Genomic DNA, 18,621 nt, shown 5'->3' with positions numbered 1-18,621 from the left:
TTGCTTACAGTAATTCAAAAACCAATTCATCTTGATACGCTTTGATAGCAACATCGGAGCCCTCACTTAACTCATCTCTCAAAATCATATCTGCCAAACGATCTTCTACAAGTTCGTATAATGCTCTTTTGAGTGGTCGTGCCCCAAATACCGGATCAAATCCTGCTTGGGCGATGAGCTCTTTTGCACTCTCATCTAAGCTGATTTTAATACCGCGTTCGCCCACACGTTGTTCCAATTCTGTGAACATAATATTGACGATATTTTTGATGTCTTCAAAACTAAGCGGATTAAAAATCACGATATCATCAAGTCGGTTCAAAAACTCTGGCTTAAAGTAACGTTTAATCTCATTCATCACATCTTTTTCGCAATTTTGCGGATTCTCCATAATCTTGTCACTCGCGATGTTTGACGTCAAGATGATAATCGTATTTTTAAAATCAACCGTCACCCCTTTATTATCGGTGAGTCGTCCATCATCTAAGACTTGCAACAAGATATTAAAGACATCCGGATGTGCTTTTTCGACCTCATCAAATAGCAACACGCTATAAGGTTTGCGTCTGACGGCTTCGGTGAGTTGTCCTCCCTCATCATAGCCAACATATCCTGGAGCCGCCCCGATGAGTCTGCTCACCGCATGTTTTTCCATGTACTCACTCATATCAAATCGAATGAGGGATTTTTCGCTGTCAAACAAAAATTTGGCCAACGCTTTGGCACTTTGTGTTTTACCTACACCTGTTGGACCTAAGAACATAAAGCTTCCGATTGGTCTTGAATCACTACCAAGTCCGGCTTTGTTTCGCTTAATCGTTCGCCCAATCGCATGCAAGGCTTTGTCTTGACCGACCACCTCTTCTCGAAGTCTATCTTCAACATCTAGCACTTTTTGTTTATCGCTTTGGAGCATTTTGGTGACAGGGATTCCCGTCCATTTACTCACAATCGAGGCAATCATCTCCTCATCGACACTATTTTTCAAAAGCGTACCACTCTCAATCATTTTTTCCCATTGAGCGTTGAGTTCTTGCTCTTTTTGGTCGATTTCTGGTATCTTGCCATACTCTATCTCAGCGGCTTTGTTGAAATCACTATTTCTTTTGGCAATATCTGCTTCTTTGCGCAAGACTTCAGCCTCATTTTTCAAGTTAGCAATCTGTTCAAAAACACTTTTTTCGGTGTCAAATTGGATTTGTAGTTTTTTCTCTTTTTCTTTGATGTCACTCAATTCTTTTTCGATTTCATCGAGTCGTTCTTTGTTCTTTTTCTTACTTTCCATCAAAAGGGCCTCTTTTTCTACCATCAAACGCCCGATTTCAATCTTGACACGACTGAGCTCAATCGGTTCACTCTCAATTTGCATCTTGAGTTCACTCGCCCCCTCATCAATCAAGTCGATGGCTTTATCTGGTAAAAATCGATCCGTGATGTAGCGATCACTTAACTTCGCAGCAGCCACTAAAGCACTGTCGGTAATCCTCACGCTGTGAAACGCTTCGAGTGACTCTTTAATCCCACGTAAAATTTGCAATGCTTCATTAATACTTGGTTCATTGACCGTGACGGGTTGAAATCTTCGTTGCAAAGCGGCATCTTTTTCAAAATATTTTCGGTACTCTTTGAGCGTTGTCGCACCGATGGTATGCAATTCACCTCTAGCCAATGCCGGTTTTAAAATGTTTGCCGCATCCATACTACCCTCGCTTGCTCCAGCGCCTACGATGGTGTGAATTTCATCGATAAAAAGGATAATATCTCCCGAACTTTTGACTTCCTCAATGACCGCTTTGAGTCGGTCTTCAAACTCTCCTCGATATTTTGCCCCTGCAATCAGTGCGCTCATATCTAAAGCGACCACTTTTTTGTTTTGCAGACTAAGCGGTACATCATTGTTTGCAATTCTTAAGGCCAACCCCTCAGCAATGGCAGTCTTACCCGTACCGGGTTCTCCGATTAAAATTGGATTGTTTTTGGTTTTTCTGATTAATATCTGCATGATACGATGAATCTCTTCATCACGACCAATAACCGGGTCAAGTTCCCCGTCGATGGCTTTTTTGGTCAAATCAATTCCAAATTTTTCCAATGATTCAAGCGTTTCATCGCCGGTTTGTTTATCAATCTTTTTGTTGCCTCGAAGTGATTCTAGTGTTTTTTTCATCTCAAGCAAATCGATATACTTGCTCAGTACATCTTTAATCTCTTTATTTTTGATGTTCTCTTGTAACCACGTGTCAACAGAGAGATAACTATCTCCTTGTTTGCTCATCAAACCTTGTGCACTTTGCAACGATTCGATTAAAGCACGTGAGAGCTTGATATTTTCTTTTGTGATACTTGATACGGTGGGTAACATATTGACTTTGCTTTTAATTTCGAGTTCTAATGCCGCCTTGTCCACGCCCATTTTATTTAAAACTTGATTTAATATGGAAGATGAGTTGGTAACCAACGCCCATAATACGTGCCATGGGGACACTTCTGGATTTTTAGTATGCAAGGCTAATGATAGCGCACTCTCGATGGTTTGTGTCATCTGATGAGTTAGCTTTTCAAATAGTGTATTCATAATGCATCTCCTTCTGTAATTTTTAAATTTATTATACAACTTTAGTCTATTAATGTCAAGTTTGTTAAGTATTTTTACTTATGTTTGTCTTTTTTAGCTCCCTATTGCTAAAAAATCATACTTTGATTTATACAAAATTTAGGGAAATTTCTATATAATCTTCTCTTACACAACGCCCATTGATTTGTGTAAAGACAAGAGACAATTAACCCAAATTATATACGGAGAAATATTTAATGAAACATTCTAAAATTGCCAGCTTAGGTTTTATTTTAACGCTAAGCGGAGCGACACTTTTGCTCTCCTCTACGCTTTTTGCACAAACACAAGAAAGTGAAGCGAGCAGATTGCAAGCATTGTCCAAATATACCCGAGTCGTAGGTACCATAGAAAAATATTATGTTGATGATATCAATATCACCGCAATCGTCAATAAATCTATCGAAGGTTTGATGGCTAATCTTGATGCCCACTCTTCTTTTCTCGATAAGAAAAATTACAAAGACCTCAAAATACAAACCGATGGCGAGTTTGGTGGTCTAGGCATTACTGTCGGTATGAAAAATGGTGCACTCACCGTCATCGCACCGATTGAGGGAACCCCTGCTGATAAAGCCGGAATCAAAGCCGGTGATATTATCCTCAAAATCAATGATCTCTCAACACTCGGCATGACGATTGATGAAGCCGTCTCGCATATGAGAGGCAAACCAAAAACAAAAATCGTACTCACCATCGTAAGAGAAGGTGAAAGCAAACCATTGGAAATTACCATTATTCGTGACATCATCACCGTAGATGCTGTTTATGCCAAAACCATTGAAAAAGACAATATTCTCTATCTCAGAGTCACCAGTTTTAGCAAAAATGTTGTAGAAGAAGCCAAAAAAGCAATTTCAAGTCATCGCGATGCCAAAGGAATTATCCTCGATCTTAGAAATAATCCAGGCGGACTTTTGAACCAAGCAGTGGGTCTTGTGGACCTCTTTGTGGATAAGGGAGTTATCGTCTCACAAAAAGGAAGAGACGCCGGTGAAGACATCCAATATGATGCAACAAAATCTGCTACTATATCGAGACTTCCGATGAGTGTTTTAGTCAATGGAGGCAGTGCGAGTGCAAGTGAAATTGTCAGTGGGGCATTGCAAGATTTAAAACGTGCTGTTATTGTGGGTGAAAAAACCTTTGGTAAAGGAAGCGTTCAAGTCATCCTTCCTATCAATAAAACCGAAGCACTTAGATTGACCATAGCAAGATATTATTTGCCAAGTGGCCGTACTATCCAAGCAGTCGGCGTGACTCCTGATGTCACCGTTTATGCGGGTAAAGTACCACATAAAGTCAATGCATTTTCTATCAAAGAAAAAGAGCTTAAGAAACATTTACAAAGCGAATTGCAAAAAATCGAGAAGAAAAAAGTCAAAAAGAAAGTATCAAAAAAAGACGTAATTACCAATAGTGAAATCGAAAAGGACATCCAACTCAAAACAGCCATCGATGTCATTAAAGTTTTGTCTTTAAAACCAAAAAATAACTAGGAGAGGGCTTGAAAAAGTTAGGATTGCTCTATGAGGGCAAAGGTAAAAAGTTATATAAAACTGATGATGAGAACCTGCTCATTACAGAATTCAAAGATGATCTCACAGCATTTAATGCTGAAAAAAAGGGCACAGAAGCAGGTAAAGGTGCCCTCAATTGCAAAATCAGTACGCACCTGTTTCATATCCTAGAAGCACAAGGCATCAAAACACATCTTGTTGACACTTTGAGTGAGAACACACAATTAGTCAAAAAAGTGAGTATTATCCCGATTGAAGTGATTGTCAGAAATAGAGCAACGGGCTCATTAACACAAAGATTAGGCATCGAAGAAGGTAAAAAATTGCCTTTTGCCTTGATTGAATTTTGCTATAAGAATGATGCCTTGCATGATCCTATTCTCAATGATGAGCATTGCCTTTTGATGAACCTCGTCAAGAGTGAGTCCGATTTAGAAGAGCTTAAACGTCTCGCCCGTGAGATTAATAGTATTTTGAAAAAGTTTTTTGAAGCAAGACATATCGATTTGATTGATTTCAAAATAGAATTTGGCATTGATCATGATGGCAATATTCTGCTAGCAGATGAAATCAGTCCAGACAGTTGTCGTCTTTGGGATATGAACACTCATGAAAAACTCGATAAAGACCGATTTAGACAAGATATTGGTAGTGTTAAGGGCGCCTATGAAGAGGTTCTTAGAAGAATTGTCAGCCAATAACAAATCTCTTGAAATTTAAGTAATAAGGAAAAAACAAATGAAAATCATCGTCAACATACAACTCAAAGAAGGGGTTTTAGACCCTCAAGGAAAAGCAGTATTACATGCTTTACTTGCTTTAAAGTTTAACGAAGTTCAAGATGTCAGAGTCGGGAAACAAATCATTCTTGATATTAAAGATGAAGAATACGATGCAACACAAGAGCGTGTGACTAAGATGTGTGAAGAGCTTCTAGCCAATACGGTAATCGAAACGTATTCAATCGATACAGAGCAATAATCATGAAAGTTGCAGTAGCGGTATTTCCCGGAACCAATTGTGAAACGGACACCAAATATGCTTTTGAAAAACTTGGTGCTGATGTCGAATTAGTCTTTCACAAAGAAGATGTCTTACCCGCAGGTACAGATTTAGTCGTATTACCCGGTGGTTTTAGTTATGGTGATTATCTACGCAGTGCTGCCATCGCTAAATTTTCACCCATCATGAATGCCGTCATCTCCTATGCAAACCGTGGGGGCAAGGTCTTGGGAATTTGTAATGGCTTTCAAATGCTTTTAGAAGCCAAACTTTTGCCCGGTGCGATGAAGCGCAACCAAAATACGCATTTTATATCAAAATACCAACACCTAAAAGTCATCGAGACAGACAATATATTTTTAAATCAATTGCAAAAGGGCGATATTATCAATGTTCCTATTGCACACGGTGAGGGAAACTATTTTATAGATGAGAGTGGATTAAAAGCGTTGTATGATAACCATCAAGTACTGTTAGAATATTGCGACCCAGATGGCAATCATGAAAATCCAAACGGCTCCGTTGGCGCGATTGCGTGTATTTGCAACCGAGAAAAAAATATTTTTGGTTTAATGCCCCATCCAGAGAGAGCCATCGAAGCGATACTAGGGTCTAGTGATGGAGCCACAATGCTCGAAGGTTTCTTTAAATAATCTCATGAGATTTTTCTTTGTCTGGATTGTGCTGATTGTCCAACTTTATAGTATTACCACATTTAATGAAGGGATACAATCACCAAATACCTCGTATGTTAATACCATCCAGACACCAGAATCTATCAATAATATACATGATGAAAATCTCACAGAACAAAATAGCAGTGAGTACAATAACACTGCTTTTACCACGGTAGCACCTGAGAAAAAACAGACCATTTTTCTCTCATACGAACAGGTACCAAGACGTGTTTTTGTCGGACAAATTTTTCCCATTAAAGTGAAAGCGCTGATTGCAACAGAGGATTTTGACGAAATCAAAGATACTGTTATTCAAGATAATGGCGTACAAACACGCAATATCGATGATAAATGGAAATGGCAAAATAATGAAATTTTTTATAAAACGTTTTATTTTAAAGTGCTGGATAAAAATGCCACATTCCCTAAAATTTCTCTGGAACTTTATCAAGACAATCAACTCACCGATTCTCAAATATTTCCACCATTGGCGTTGAATATTATCAATCTCAATGCTGACAAATATTTTTCTAATGTCATCGCAAGTTCCCTAGAAATCATCAAAAGTAAAACAACAAACTTTGATGAAAAGAATCTCATCACCGTGCTTGAAATAGAAGCAAAAAATTCAAATTTAAAAGATTTTAAACTCTCCACGGTCTTGAGAGATGGTATCGATTCGGCAACCTACAATGCCCCTAAATCTAAAATTTATTATTATGCTATCATTCCAAAACATACCGAAAATCTCACCTTTAGTTATTTTAATACCCGAAAAAATAGCTTTGAAAAACTCAATGTGAAAATCATTGTCGATGATGACCAAGTCAGCACACAAAGCAATTTAAACCCAACGGATAATAATTTTAAACTCTATAAAGACCTGACTTATGGTGTGGTCATTCTTGGATTATTAATACTATTACTCAGAAGAAGAAAACTTATATATTTTTTACTTTTGGCAGGGACTATTGCACTTTTCGTTTTCAATATGAGCCCCTTAAGTAGTATCAAAATTGCTAGCAATACCAAAGTCCTCATACTTCCAACTCAAAATTCGACTGTCTTTTTTGTAACGCCGAGGATTATTTATGCACAGAAAATCAAAACCATTAATCATTATATAAAAATCATCCTACCAAATGGAAAAATTGGCTGGATAAAGGATTCTAATGTTATCGAGAATTAAAGCACTATACATCATGATACAATTTGTCATCACGGTACTCATTACTATTATCCTGATGTATCTTTTTAGAAAAAGTACCTACAAAATACGTCAAGCATGGGCGAAAATGCAAACGTTTTTGATTGGTTTTAATATCGTTCAAAAAGGGACCATCGACACTCAAGCTGATCTTATCATGGTCAACCACCAAAGCCTCTTAGATATCACATCACTTGAGGCTATCTATCCCAAAGATCTCTGTTGGGTTGCCAAAAAAGAGATACGTGACATCCCACTCTTTGGACATATTTTGGTAGCGCCCAAGATGATTATCATCGATAGGAAAGATAGACGATCTCTTGTCAAACTTGTCAAAACAGCAAAAGAACGATTAAAAGAGGGACGCATCATCGCAATCTTTCCAGAAGGAACCAGAGGGCGAGGCAAAAAGATATTGAAATTCCAAAATGGAGCAAAATTTTTAGCAGAAAAACTAAAACTAAAAGTGCAACCCGTGGTCGTAGTCAATACAAGAAATATCTTGGATTCGCAAAACTTCAAAGCCCATAGTGGGACCGTAATTGTCAAATTTTTAGATTTAGTCGACCCTGAATCTGACCCACAATGGTATGAAAACATCAAATCAACTATGCAAAAGGAATTAAATGATGAGCTTTCAAACTTTGATGGCAATCGGTAGTGGTGGCTTTATAGGTGCCATCCTACGAGCCTATCTCAATGGTGTGATTAACAAACACATCCCCCATGATCTTCCCTTTGGAACCTTTGGCGTGAACCTTTTAGGGAGTTTAACACTGGGAATTTTATTTGCTTTTTTTACATACACACACTTCTTTTCTCCCACATTAAAATCCCTACTTTCAACTGGTATGATGGGAGCGTTGACAACCTACTCCACCTTCGCACTTGAGACCTTCTGGCTCTTTAGTCAAGGGAGTGTCTTTTTAGCATTTTCCAACATGCTTTTGAATGTTTTTGGTACGGTTATTTTTGCCGGTATTGGGTTTAAAAGTTTTGAATATCTATTGAAATAATATAAAGTTGACAAAAGTGACTAAAGTTTATTTCATAATTTTATGAAACTTTTACCTATGAGATGCTAAAATAATACCTCTATAAAGAAATGACAACAAAAAAAATCAAAAAAAGGAACTATCATGGCAAAAAAATCTAATGAAAATGCTACAGAAAATTTGTCCAATACCCACAAATTTCAAACAGAAGTAACACAACTTTTAGACCTCATGATTCACTCTTTATATTCCAATAAAGAGATATTTTTACGAGAGCTCATCTCTAATGCTTCCGATGCGCTTGATAAATTAAACTATTTAACATTAACCGATGATGCTTATAAAAATCTAGCATTCAAACCAAAAATCAAAATCATCTTAAATAAAGAGAACAATACCTTATCCATCAGTGATAATGGTATCGGTATGAACGAAGAAGATTTGATTGAAAATCTTGGAACCATCGCTAAAAGTGGTACGAAATCTTTCCTCTCTCAACTCAGTGGTGACAAGAAAAAAGACTCCCTTCTCATCGGTCAATTTGGTGTAGGATTTTACTCTGCATTTATGGTCGCCAAGAAAATCGAAGTACTCACTAAAAAAGCTAATGAAGACCAAGCCTATCTATGGTCAAGCGAAGCCAGTGGCGAATACGATATCGCACAAGCAAAAAAAGAAGATTTTGGTACCACTATCACGCTGTATCTCAAAGATGATGAGTTGGAATTTTTAGAATATTACCGTATCGAAGCCATCATCAAAAAATACTCTAACCACATCCCATTTGAAATCTATATGGACAAAGAAGAAACCATCCCAGCAAAAGATGATAAAGAAGAACCAACCAAAGAGATCAAAGAGGTACAAGTCAATAGAGCCTCAGCACTTTGGACAATGAACAAATCAAGTATCAAAGATGAAGAATACAAAGACTTTTATCAACAAATTTCTCACGACAGCACTGATCCTCTCTTGTGGATTCACACACGAGCGGAGGGAACCATAGAGTATAAAACACTCTTTTTTATCCCGACAACACAGCCAATGGACCTCTTCCGCGTGGATTACCAACCTGGTGTTAAACTCTATGTCAAAAGAGTCTTTATTACCGATGATGAAAAAGAATTGCTTCCAACCTACCTCCGATTTGTCAAAGGGATTATTGATGCTGAGGATTTACCACTCAATGTTAGCCGTGAAATTTTACAACAAAATAGAATCTTAGAGACCATCAAACGCGCTTCGGTCAAAAAGATTTTGGGTGAGCTTAAAAAATTAAAAGAAAAAGATGCTGAAAAATATCTTGAATTTTACAAAACTTTTGGTCGTGTTCTTAAAGAAGGTCTCTATGGTGATTTTGAAAACAAAGAGGCGCTGTTGGATTTGGTACTATTTAAATCCAGCAAGCGAGAGGGTCTTGTCTCACTAAAAGAGTACAAAGAAGCGATGCAAGAAGATCAAAAAAGTATCTATTATATCACCGGACAAAATGAAGTCTTATTGCGAAATTCTCCGTTAATCGAACAATTCAAAGCCAAAGATATCGAAGTCCTTCTACTCGATGAAGAAGTCGATGCTATCGTGATTCCAATGGTTCAAGAGTATGATAAAACACCAATCAAACCGGTCAACAACTCTGATATTGATGAAGAGATAAAAGAAGAAGATAAAATCAGCGAAGAAGATGAGAAAAACTTCCAACAAATTTTGGTCAAAATCAAAGAAATCTTGAAAGATGATGTCAAAGATGTCAAAATTTCATCACGATTGAGCGATTCTCCTTCTGTTTTGGTTTATGATAAAAACGATCCAGATTTCCAAATGCAAGAAATGTTAAAACAAATGGGTCAAGACAATTTACCAAAAGTCAAACCAATTTTAGAACTCAATGCCAAACATGAAATTTTTGCAAAAATACTAGAAAAAGAAGATTTTGCAGCACTTCAAGATATTGCTTTCCTTCTATTGGATCAAGCAAAATTAGCTGAAGGCATGAAGATTGATGATATTGCCAGTTTTGCCAAACGATTGAATAAATACATCGCAAAAGCGCTATAATATCCCAAAAAAATACGAGGAGGAACCCTCCTCCTCATATCAATTTCTACAATTATTACTCTTGTTTTAAATACTTTAGAATATCTTTTTTGATCTCATCTGCAACATTGGAATGTGAAAAACACGCTTTGCTAGAGCACGCTTGCAACGCTTTCTCTTTGTTTTCTAAAACATAAATATAAGGATAAGCCATCTCTTTTTTGATGTCATATAATGTAGATAAGGCTTCTTTGGGTCCTTTTAAGACAATCACACCGACTTGGTCCATCATGAGGGCTTTGATGGCTTCTGGATAAGCGGAGGGGTATTGTTTGATCGTTGAAGCAAGAAATGAGAGCATCTCACTCGCCAACAAAGATTGCTCAGCATGAGAACCAAGAAGCGATATCACAAAAATATTTTGAATCATCTTTGCGCTGGCACTTTTATAGCTTGAATCATCCAATGAGGCTTTGGCTTTGAAATCACCATCTGAGAGATACCAGGTGTGTTCATGATAAAACTTCTCAATCGCCAATTGCGTCAAATCTGCTGCTTTTTGCAAGTATTTTGTATTTTGTGTATATTGATGGGCCTTGATAAGCGCATCGATTAAAAAAGCATAATCTTCCAATAAGCCAACAACTTTTAAGCTAGAACCCAGAAGTAATTGATGATATAAAACACCCTCTTTGCTCAAATATTTCAGGATATTTTCGACCAACAATACCCCCTCTTTTGAGTATTTTTCATCGACAACTCCCGCATCAAAAAGTGCAGATGCCATCAATGCATTCCAAGATGTCAAAATTTTATCATCGATAAATGGATAGCTGACATGACTTCGTAATTGTTTCAAAACGCTCTTTGCTTTTGCAAGATTTTCAGGCACTTCCCCCTCTTCAATATAAGGGTTACTGGTGTTATTTTCAAAGTTGCCATATTTTGTAATATTAAGATAACTCAAAAGCCTCTGGGTCGCCATCTCATCAAAACCTGCTTCCTCTAGAGCTTGTTTTGCACTGATATATTCAAAGACAAAATATTTGCCCTCTTCCCCTTCACTGTCGGCATCACTGGCACTTTTATACAATCCTTTTTCTAAAAATCTCTCATTCATGTTCGCAATCGTCTCATCAATGACTTTTTTGGTGCTGGCGTTGGGTTTGATGCTATAAAGATTCGCATAGGCTGTTATCATCTCAGCATTGGTATAGAGCATCTTCTCAAAATGCGGAATCATCCATGCTTCATCAGTACTGTATCGATAAAATCCTCCCTCAATCTGATCATTAATCCCCCCTTGAGCCATCGCATCAAGAGCATCTTGTGCCATAAAAAGAGCTTCTTGATTTTTTTGACTTTTATACAAATCTATGAGCGTATCAAAGGTACTCGCATGAGGAAATTTTGGAGCTTGCCCGATGCCTTTGTGAAGGTCATCAAAACTATTTTTCACCCCACTAATAAATGCTTCGAGCAGGTCTATATCAAGAGAGCCTTGTTGTGCTTGAGCGCTCTGGTACCGTTCTAGTGCCGCGGAGATACTGCTGGCGCTTTTTTGTACTTCTTGGGGTGCCTCTTTGAATTTTTTTGCGATAAAGCTGATAATGTGAGAGAAACTTGACATATTAGCACTATCCACAGGGGGCAAATACGTTGCAGCAAATATGACCTCACGATTTGGTGTCATGATAATACTCAAAGGCCACCCGCCCGAGCGTTTATTGAGCAGATAAAAGACTTCTTGGTAGTACTTATCAATATCGGGCATCTCTTCTCGATCTACTTTGATACTCACATAAGCATCATTGAGCAGACTCGCCGCTTTTTCATCTTCAAAAGTCTCTCGCTCCATCACATGGCACCAATGACACGTGCTGTAACCGATAGAGAGAAAGATTAGTTTGTTCTCCTCTTTTGCTTTTGAAAAAGCCGTGTCATTCCAAGCCATCCACTGAACAGGATTGTGTGCGTGTTGTCTGAGATAGGGAGAATCTTCGTGTATTAAATCATTGATATAGAGGTGGTTGTTCATAATCGTTCCTAATAAAAAATCTAATAAGAGTATTTTTATCTTATTTAGGAACGATTATAGCGAGTTTAAGTAAATAGTAAATTAAATATCAAATCCAGCTTCAACTAAAAATGGCGAATGCACGTAAGAGACCTTTTTGATTCTGTCATATTTGGCAAAAGAGAGTGCGAGTTTGTCTTTGGCTCGTGTGGTCGCCACATAAAAGAGTCGGCGCTCTTCTTCCAGACTGCCTCCTTTGCTCATCAGCTTTCGGTTAGGAAATCTTCCATCCATCAAATCAATCACAAACACTTCACTAAACTCTAATCCTTTGCTCGCATGAATACTCAGCAAATTCACTCCCTCACCCTCACTCATCTCACCGCTACCCAGAGTGATGGCATTCAAAAATCGTTCCGTTGATGTATACGATGATGCCACTTCTTGCAAAAGATAGCCTTTTCTTAGAATTTTTTTGGCTGCCTCTTCTTTCATTTGTGCATCGACGCCCCCATCTTTTTTCGTGGCTCTTTGGGTGGAGAGTACCTCACTGATTTTAGCAAAGATTTCTGAATTAATGACATGCGTGACCAAGGTTTTTGGACTTTTGATGCGCAAACAGCGTTTTAAAAATTTGTAAAAAGCATATAAAAATGTCGCGCCCTCTTCACTGAGTCTTGAATGTTTCAAAATCGGATTGGACAAAAAGGCTTCTTCAAATCCCAATTTATAAAACCGTCCCACACTTCCCATCTCAAAATACTCATCAAATAGTCCCAATTGATAATTTTTCGCGCGTGTTTTGAAAGGATTCACATCCTCCAAGGGATGAAAAAATCCCTCTAAAATATTACCCGAGCCCAATTTAAACAAGCCCTCAAAGAGCTCTCGGGAGAGTGCGGCACCCACTCCTTTGGTGTATTCAAATAAATGGATAAAAGACATCATATCTTTGGGATTGACAACCACACTCACCAAATCAATCATCGCTTTGACTTCACGAGAATCAAAAAAACTGATACCCCCTTTTCGCTTGCAGTTAATACCTTGTTCTTTGAGTGTCGCCTCTATCCCATCTGCACTGGAATTATTTCTAAAAATGACTGCGATATCAGGATAAGGAGTCGTCGAATCTTTGATTAATGAAGAGATGGCATGATATTGGGTAAAGAGTTCATCATACACGAGCAATTTTGGAGATTCACACGCGCCCACACGCGTCACTTCTAGCTTTTTGTCATAAATTCTAGGATTATAACTGATGGTTTTATTGGCCAATGCCAAAATCTTCTCCGTAGATCGGTAGTTTTTGTTGAGGGTAAAGACTTTGGCATTTTGATAGCGCGATGTAAAGGAGCTGATAATCCCGATGTCTGCCCCATTAAAAGCGTAAATACTCTGGTCATAATCTCCCACACAAAAGAGAGATTTTTTATCGATAGCATCAATCAGAGAACTTTGCAAAATATTGGTATCTTGATACTCATCGACGAGCACTTCTGAGAATTTAATACTATCATCACGCTTCAAAACATCACGCATCATGATTAAAAGATCATTAAAATCAATATAACCATACTCTTTTTTGAGCTCTTGAAACTCACTGAGTATGTCTTCATAAATATCATAATAAGCCCCATGTTCGCTTCCTTGCTCCTCTAGCCAATCTGAAAAACTGAGCGTCACTGTAGAGTTTTGATACAGACTAAACTGATCATACAGATAAGACGACTGATACGGGCGCACGGGTGAATCAATATGATCAAAGCGCCTTCTAGCATGGATGGTTTTCAATAAGACTTTGAGATCTTTGGGTTGTTTTAATGTGATAGTTTTCCCTAATCGTTTTAGCAGTCGATAACTCACCGCATGAAAGGTACCTGATTCAATCTGTTCGACGATTGATCGATCAAAATAGTGTCCGACACGATCTAACATCTCAGCGGCCGCTTTATTGGTAAATGTCAAAAGAAGTATGTGTTGTGGCTTGACATCTTGATTTAATAGATACGCAATCCTCGCGACGATTGTGGAGGTTTTACCTGTCCCTGCACTCGCGACGATGAGATTCGCGCCAGCGGGTGCTGTGGCAGCGGTATATTGTTCTTTATTGAGTTTAGAGAGTGGCATTCATTTCCTTTGAAAGCGCAATTATAGTGCAAATATTATTGATTTATGATAAAACTTACTTTCTGTTAACTTAAATTTTGTTATAATGTCCAAAATTAATATTAGGGGTTCTCATGAGAAGAAATGGTTTTACAATGGTTGAGTTGATTTTTGTCATTGTTATCATCGGTATTTTAGCGGCGACGGCATTACCGAAGTTCAACGATGTCAAAGATAATGCAAAAGCAAACAGTGAAATATCTGCGATGAGCAGTATGGATGGTGTGATAACGGGTAAAAAAGAGTTTAGATTACAAGATTATAATGACAATAATGTCACCTGGAATGATAGAGTCATTGATGGTGCAGCAAGTGCAACAATCTATGATAATATCAATACAGATAAAGGCGTTCTAAAAGCCATCATGAAAAAAGGTGATAATTTCAAAATTATTGGATACGTCACATCTGATGCAGCAAGTGGTGATGGTGATACTAATGCTTCAGCTGATATTTTACTCATCACAGGACCTGCAAGTGATGCATCCAATGGTCTAACGTATCCAACCGATGCAACCAACAGTGACATTGCTGGCAAACCGGATAAAAATGACTTTTGGGTCTTTAATCCAAATAATTATGACTTAAATGTAACAGGAACGGATATGAGTACAATCATCAATGCGCAATCAATTGGATTGGTCGATGTCAATGGAACTCAAGCACAAGCACTTCCGGATACTATAAAAGAAAGTGGTAAAACAGCGCCTGCTGGCACAGTAACTGCGGTCAATTAATAAGATCTGAATAATGCAAAAATCAGCATTTACAATGGTGGAGCTTATTTTTGTCATTATTATTATCGGTATTTTAGCTTCCATCGCGGTACCGAAATTATCCGGCATCACAGATGGTGCCAAAAAAACTGCTGAGATTGCTACAATCTCAGCAGTCACTACCGTCCTAGAAAGTGCCAATGGTGAATACAGCATCAACGAAGGCAGCTTTACTTGGGGCAACAAAAGAGCTTCAAGTGAGTTAAATTCTGATGGTTACCCGACATTCTTAGGCACGAAGCATGCGCCCTTTTCCTATGTCCTTAAAAATGATACCAGTAAATTTGAAAATGTTAGCGGCACGAGTAATGGCGTCATTAGTGGCAGTGATTATAATATCTCAATCTTCACAGGACCCGCGTCTAATGCTAAAAATGGTGTCAGTTTTGATACTAGTGCACCAAACAGTGATATTGCAGGGAAACCTGACAAAAATGACTTTTGGCTCTATGCCTCTTATGTAGATTCAAACAAATCCTGTCTCTATCATGATAAAAATATAACTTCTGGAGATTTTCTGCTCATAGACATCAATGGAACGGCAAGCACAAACTATTCAGGCGTATCTCTAACCTGCAATTAAATATTTGTAATCTTGTGAATAATCCAAAAGGTGATACCCAGTATTATCGTACTCACAATTGCAATACTAATACTACCCAGTTGCATATCATCCATCAAGTGCCTCCAACCGCTTCTGCAATCGACCACATCGGCAAGAAAATTCCAAGGGCAAGTAAGAGTACAAATCCCGCAATCCCTGCAATCAAGAGCGGTTCTATCATCGTGGCGACATTATCGACCAAATAACTGTACCTTTTTCTAAAAATATCAGAAATTTTCTCCAACATCTTGCTCAAAGCCCCACTACTCTCACCCGCACTAATCATTTGAATCACCATGCTATCAAATTGTCCTGTATTTTCAAACCCGTCTTTTAAGCTTTTGCCCTCTTCTATCGCTTTAATAATATCATTTAAACGCTCTTTTAAATAGGCATTTTCTACAATCCCAATGGCTGTTTTCAAAGAATCAATAATCGGAATACCAGACGTTGAGAGCCGATCAAAGACATAAACAAATCGCCCAATCATAGAGAGATAAATCACTTGACCGACAATATAAACTTTTAGCATATAGCGATCAAAGAGATGACGAAACAGTTCACTCTTTTTATAAAAAACCGACAATCCAATACTAAAAATCGCCGCACCGATTAATACATAAAGTCCATATATCTTAATGGCATTTTCAATCCACAAGAGCAAGAGTGTCGGGAAAGGCAAATGCGCATTGTATTCTGTAAACATGGATTGAAATTGCGGTATGACCATCGTGATGACCAATGAAAAAGCAATCAACATCGCAATGATGACGATGATAGGATATCGGGTGGCTTTTTTTAATTTCATCCTATTATCTTGCACTTCTTGTAAAATATCTGCCAATTTTTCTATAGATTCATCGAGTGTCCCGGTCTTTTCACCCAAATCAATCAAAGCCACGGAAATGGCTCCTAATTCGTATTCAAATTCTTGAAAGGTATCTGATAAGTTAATCCCTGATTCTACTTCTTGCAACATGGTGTTATAAATTTCTTTCAAGCGTTTGTGCTCGGTGGTTTTGATGACATCTTCCAAACAAACCGTGATAGAAAGTCCTGCATTTAGCATCGTAGCGATATGTCGCAGTGATGCGATATAGGGCTCAAGTGGTATTTTATTGGCGCGTAGCTTTGCTTTGACTTTTTCAAATAACTTCGAGAATTTTAAAGAAAGAGGCTCTTTCACCTCTTTTATCATGACAAAAACACCCAAAGATTTTCTCTTAAAATCATCAATTGCTTCTATTTTATTAGCCGCGGTCATGAGCAGTTTTTCTCGTTTGGCTTCTTTAATAAACTCTATTTCAAAATACTTCATCGTACCTTACTTCGCTACTCTCAAGACTTCTTCAAGCGTGGTAATCCCAGCCAATGCTTTTTTGATACCATCGTGAATCATGGGTTGAAATCCCTCATCTTCTTCGGCTTTTCTTGCAATCTCGTATTTGTTCATGTTAATAGAAATAAGATGCGAGATGGTCTCAGTGATTTGCAAAATCTCACTAATCATCGTTCGGCCACTGTAACCTGTGAAATTACATCGCATGCATCCCTCACCTTTGTAAAATGTGTACTCTTCGGGTAGAAATTTCTCTATTTTATCAAGCGTTACCTTTAAAGGTTTATACTCTTTTTTACAATATGGGCAAATTTTTCGCACCAATCTTTGCGCAATCACACCCACTAAAGAATCCGCAATCAAATAGGGCTCTAACCCCATTTGTATCATCCGAGTAATAGCACTAGGAGCATCATTGGTATGCAGTGTTGAGAAGACCAAATGCCCAGTCAGTGAAGCTTGTACCCCGATATCGAGAGTCTCTTTATCTCGAACCTCTCCGACCATGATGATATCAGGATCTTGCCTGAGTATTGAGCGCAGTGCTTCAGCAAAAGAGTAATGAATCTTTTCATTGATTTGTATCTGTTGAGCAAGGGGGAGTTGATATTCAATCGGATCCTCGATGGTAATCATTTTATTTTCAATGCTTTTTATTTCATTGAGCGCCGCATACAAGGTCGTAGTCTTACCACTTCCTGTTGGACCGGTAACAAAGATGATACCATAGGGATATTTTAATATCTCTTCAAAAAGTTTGATATTATTCTCATCCATCCCCAAATCTCTGAGTTTTAGCAATATCTTTTGTTGGTCTAATATTCTCATGACGATGGATTCACCAAACATCGTCGGTGCAGTTGAGAGCCTAAAATCATACGTATTATTATTGAGCGTCATAGAAAATCTACCATCTTGAGATTTTCGTTTTTCACTGATATCTAAATTTCCCAAAATCTTAATACGTGATGCAATGGCATTGTAAATCTCGATGTCAAATACAAAATTCTCACGCAACACGCCATCAATCCGACTTCTCACAGATACGTTAAAAGCAGAAGGCTCAATGTGAATATCACTGGCATTTTTTTTGATAGCACTTTTGATGATTTGCTCGATGAGTTGCATTACAGAACTCTGCTCACTATCGGCTTTATAGTTACTTGAGGCAATCTCGTGCTTAATATTATCAACCAATAATTTCGTCGTCGATAAAATCTCAAAACGATCAAAGATATGATAAACATCATTTTTGAGTGCAATGTATAATTTGATAGGTTTTGTGGCAATACTGCGCTCTAACAACTCCAAAGATTCATAATCAAGAGGGTCAACAGCAGCAACATGGATAAACTCTTCATCCTCCATAAAAGGAATGGCCTCGGCACCTTTGAGTAATTTAACAGGATATTTTGACATTAATACAAAATCAACCTCTACTCCATATAAATCAATAAAATCAATATCCAGTTGTGTTGCTAATGTCTCCGCAAACACACGATCACTCAAAAACCCCTCATCAATAAAAATCTGCCCAAGCTTTTTGGAAAAATTACTATTTTTTTGTGCCACCAAAGCCATTTCGAGTTGCTCATGTGTGATGAGCCCTTTTTCCTCTAAGATATCTCCGATTCGTATCTTTTTTTGAATCATATCACGTTCCT

15 protein-coding genes are annotated in these 18,621 nt (G+C 37.9%); 10 read left to right on the top strand and 5 right to left on the bottom strand.

The genetic code is table 11. The features are described 5' to 3' along the window. Positions 1 to 4 precede the first annotated feature (4 nt). Positions 5 to 2,575 (bottom strand): ATP-dependent Clp protease ATP-binding subunit, encoded by a 2,571-nt coding sequence (locus tag SFB89_RS04410; protein ID WP_331775736.1) that lies wholly within the window; start codon positions 2,573 to 2,575, stop codon positions 5 to 7. A 236-nt stretch (positions 2,576 to 2,811) separates the two neighbouring features. On the opposite strand from SFB89_RS04410, the gene SFB89_RS04405 reads away from it, so the two are divergent. The 8 genes from SFB89_RS04405 (at position 2,812) to htpG (ending at position 10,073) form a co-directional block, all read left to right on the top strand. Beyond that, on the top strand, positions 2,812 to 4,113 hold the full coding sequence (locus SFB89_RS04405) for a S41 family peptidase (RefSeq protein WP_331775735.1): 1,302 nt from the start codon (positions 2,812 to 2,814) through the stop codon (positions 4,111 to 4,113). Between the two features lie 8 nt (positions 4,114 to 4,121). Further along, complete coding sequence (gene purC / locus SFB89_RS04400; RefSeq protein ID WP_331775734.1) at positions 4,122 to 4,835, top strand: phosphoribosylaminoimidazolesuccinocarboxamide synthase; 714 nt, start codon at positions 4,122 to 4,124, stop codon at positions 4,833 to 4,835. Positions 4,836 to 4,872: 37 nt separating this feature from the next. Further along, on the top strand, positions 4,873 to 5,115 hold the full coding sequence (gene purS / locus SFB89_RS04395; protein WP_331775733.1) for a phosphoribosylformylglycinamidine synthase subunit PurS: 243 nt from the start codon (positions 4,873 to 4,875) through the stop codon (positions 5,113 to 5,115). Positions 5,116 to 5,117: 2 nt separating this feature from the next. Next, the gene (gene purQ / locus SFB89_RS04390; protein WP_331775732.1) at positions 5,118 to 5,789 is read left to right on the top strand and encodes a phosphoribosylformylglycinamidine synthase subunit PurQ; all 672 of its coding nucleotides are present in this window, start codon (positions 5,118 to 5,120) and stop codon (positions 5,787 to 5,789) included. Further along, positions 5,755 to 7,002, top strand: a complete 1,248-nt coding sequence (locus SFB89_RS04385) for a hypothetical protein (RefSeq protein ID WP_331775731.1) — start codon at positions 5,755 to 5,757, stop codon at positions 7,000 to 7,002. Before purQ ends, SFB89_RS04385 begins: the two co-directional genes overlap by 35 nt. Further along, a complete protein-coding gene (locus tag SFB89_RS04380; protein ID WP_331775730.1) occupies positions 6,986 to 7,681 on the top strand; it encodes a lysophospholipid acyltransferase family protein in 696 nt (231 codons plus the stop codon). Before SFB89_RS04385 ends, SFB89_RS04380 begins: the two co-directional genes overlap by 17 nt. After that, entirely contained in the window at positions 7,647 to 8,036 is a 390-nt protein-coding gene (crcB, locus tag SFB89_RS04375) for a fluoride efflux transporter CrcB (protein ID WP_331775729.1), read from the top strand. The genes SFB89_RS04380 and crcB overlap by 35 nt, the downstream gene beginning before the upstream one ends. 123 nt (positions 8,037 to 8,159) lie before the next feature. Next, on the top strand, positions 8,160 to 10,073 hold the full coding sequence (htpG, locus tag SFB89_RS04370; protein WP_331775728.1) for a molecular chaperone HtpG: 1,914 nt from the start codon (positions 8,160 to 8,162) through the stop codon (positions 10,071 to 10,073). A gap of 55 nt (positions 10,074 to 10,128) precedes the next feature. Here the strand turns inward: htpG and SFB89_RS04365 are convergent, their stop codons facing one another. Both SFB89_RS04365 and SFB89_RS04360 read right to left on the bottom strand, forming a co-directional pair. Further along, positions 10,129 to 12,090: a thioredoxin domain-containing protein gene (locus tag SFB89_RS04365; protein ID WP_331775727.1), complete on the bottom strand. Its 1,962-nt coding sequence runs from the start codon at positions 12,088 to 12,090 to the stop codon at positions 10,129 to 10,131. Between the two features lie 81 nt (positions 12,091 to 12,171). Next, positions 12,172 to 14,199, bottom strand: coding sequence for an ATP-dependent helicase (locus SFB89_RS04360; RefSeq protein WP_331775726.1), 2,028 nt, complete (start codon positions 14,197 to 14,199; stop codon positions 12,172 to 12,174). Positions 14,200 to 14,312: 113 nt separating this feature from the next. Between SFB89_RS04360 and SFB89_RS04355 the strand changes: the two genes are divergently transcribed. Both SFB89_RS04355 and SFB89_RS04350 read left to right on the top strand, forming a co-directional pair. Then, entirely contained in the window at positions 14,313 to 14,975 is a 663-nt protein-coding gene (locus SFB89_RS04355; protein ID WP_331775725.1) for a type II secretion system protein, read from the top strand. A gap of 13 nt (positions 14,976 to 14,988) precedes the next feature. Beyond that, positions 14,989 to 15,597 carry a prepilin-type N-terminal cleavage/methylation domain-containing protein gene (locus SFB89_RS04350; RefSeq protein WP_331775724.1) on the top strand — a complete coding sequence of 203 codons (609 nt, stop codon included), beginning with the start codon at positions 14,989 to 14,991 and terminating at the stop codon, positions 15,595 to 15,597. Between the two features lie 94 nt (positions 15,598 to 15,691). On the opposite strand, the gene SFB89_RS04345 is transcribed toward SFB89_RS04350, so the two are convergent. Further along, entirely contained in the window at positions 15,692 to 16,936 is a 1,245-nt protein-coding gene (locus tag SFB89_RS04345; RefSeq protein WP_331775723.1) for a type II secretion system F family protein, read from the bottom strand. Positions 16,937 to 16,942: 6 nt separating this feature from the next. Continuing rightward, on the bottom strand, positions 16,943 to 18,610 hold the full coding sequence (locus SFB89_RS04340) for a GspE/PulE family protein (protein ID WP_331775722.1): 1,668 nt from the start codon (positions 18,608 to 18,610) through the stop codon (positions 16,943 to 16,945). Between the last annotated feature and the right edge of the window lie 11 nt (positions 18,611 to 18,621).

The organism is Sulfurospirillum sp. 1612, from assembly GCF_036556685.1.
Classification (GTDB): Bacteria; Campylobacterota; Campylobacteria; order Campylobacterales; family Sulfurospirillaceae; genus JAADIZ01.
Note: the sequence above shows the minus strand (reverse complement) of the source record. Positions and strands in the feature narration are given on the sequence as shown.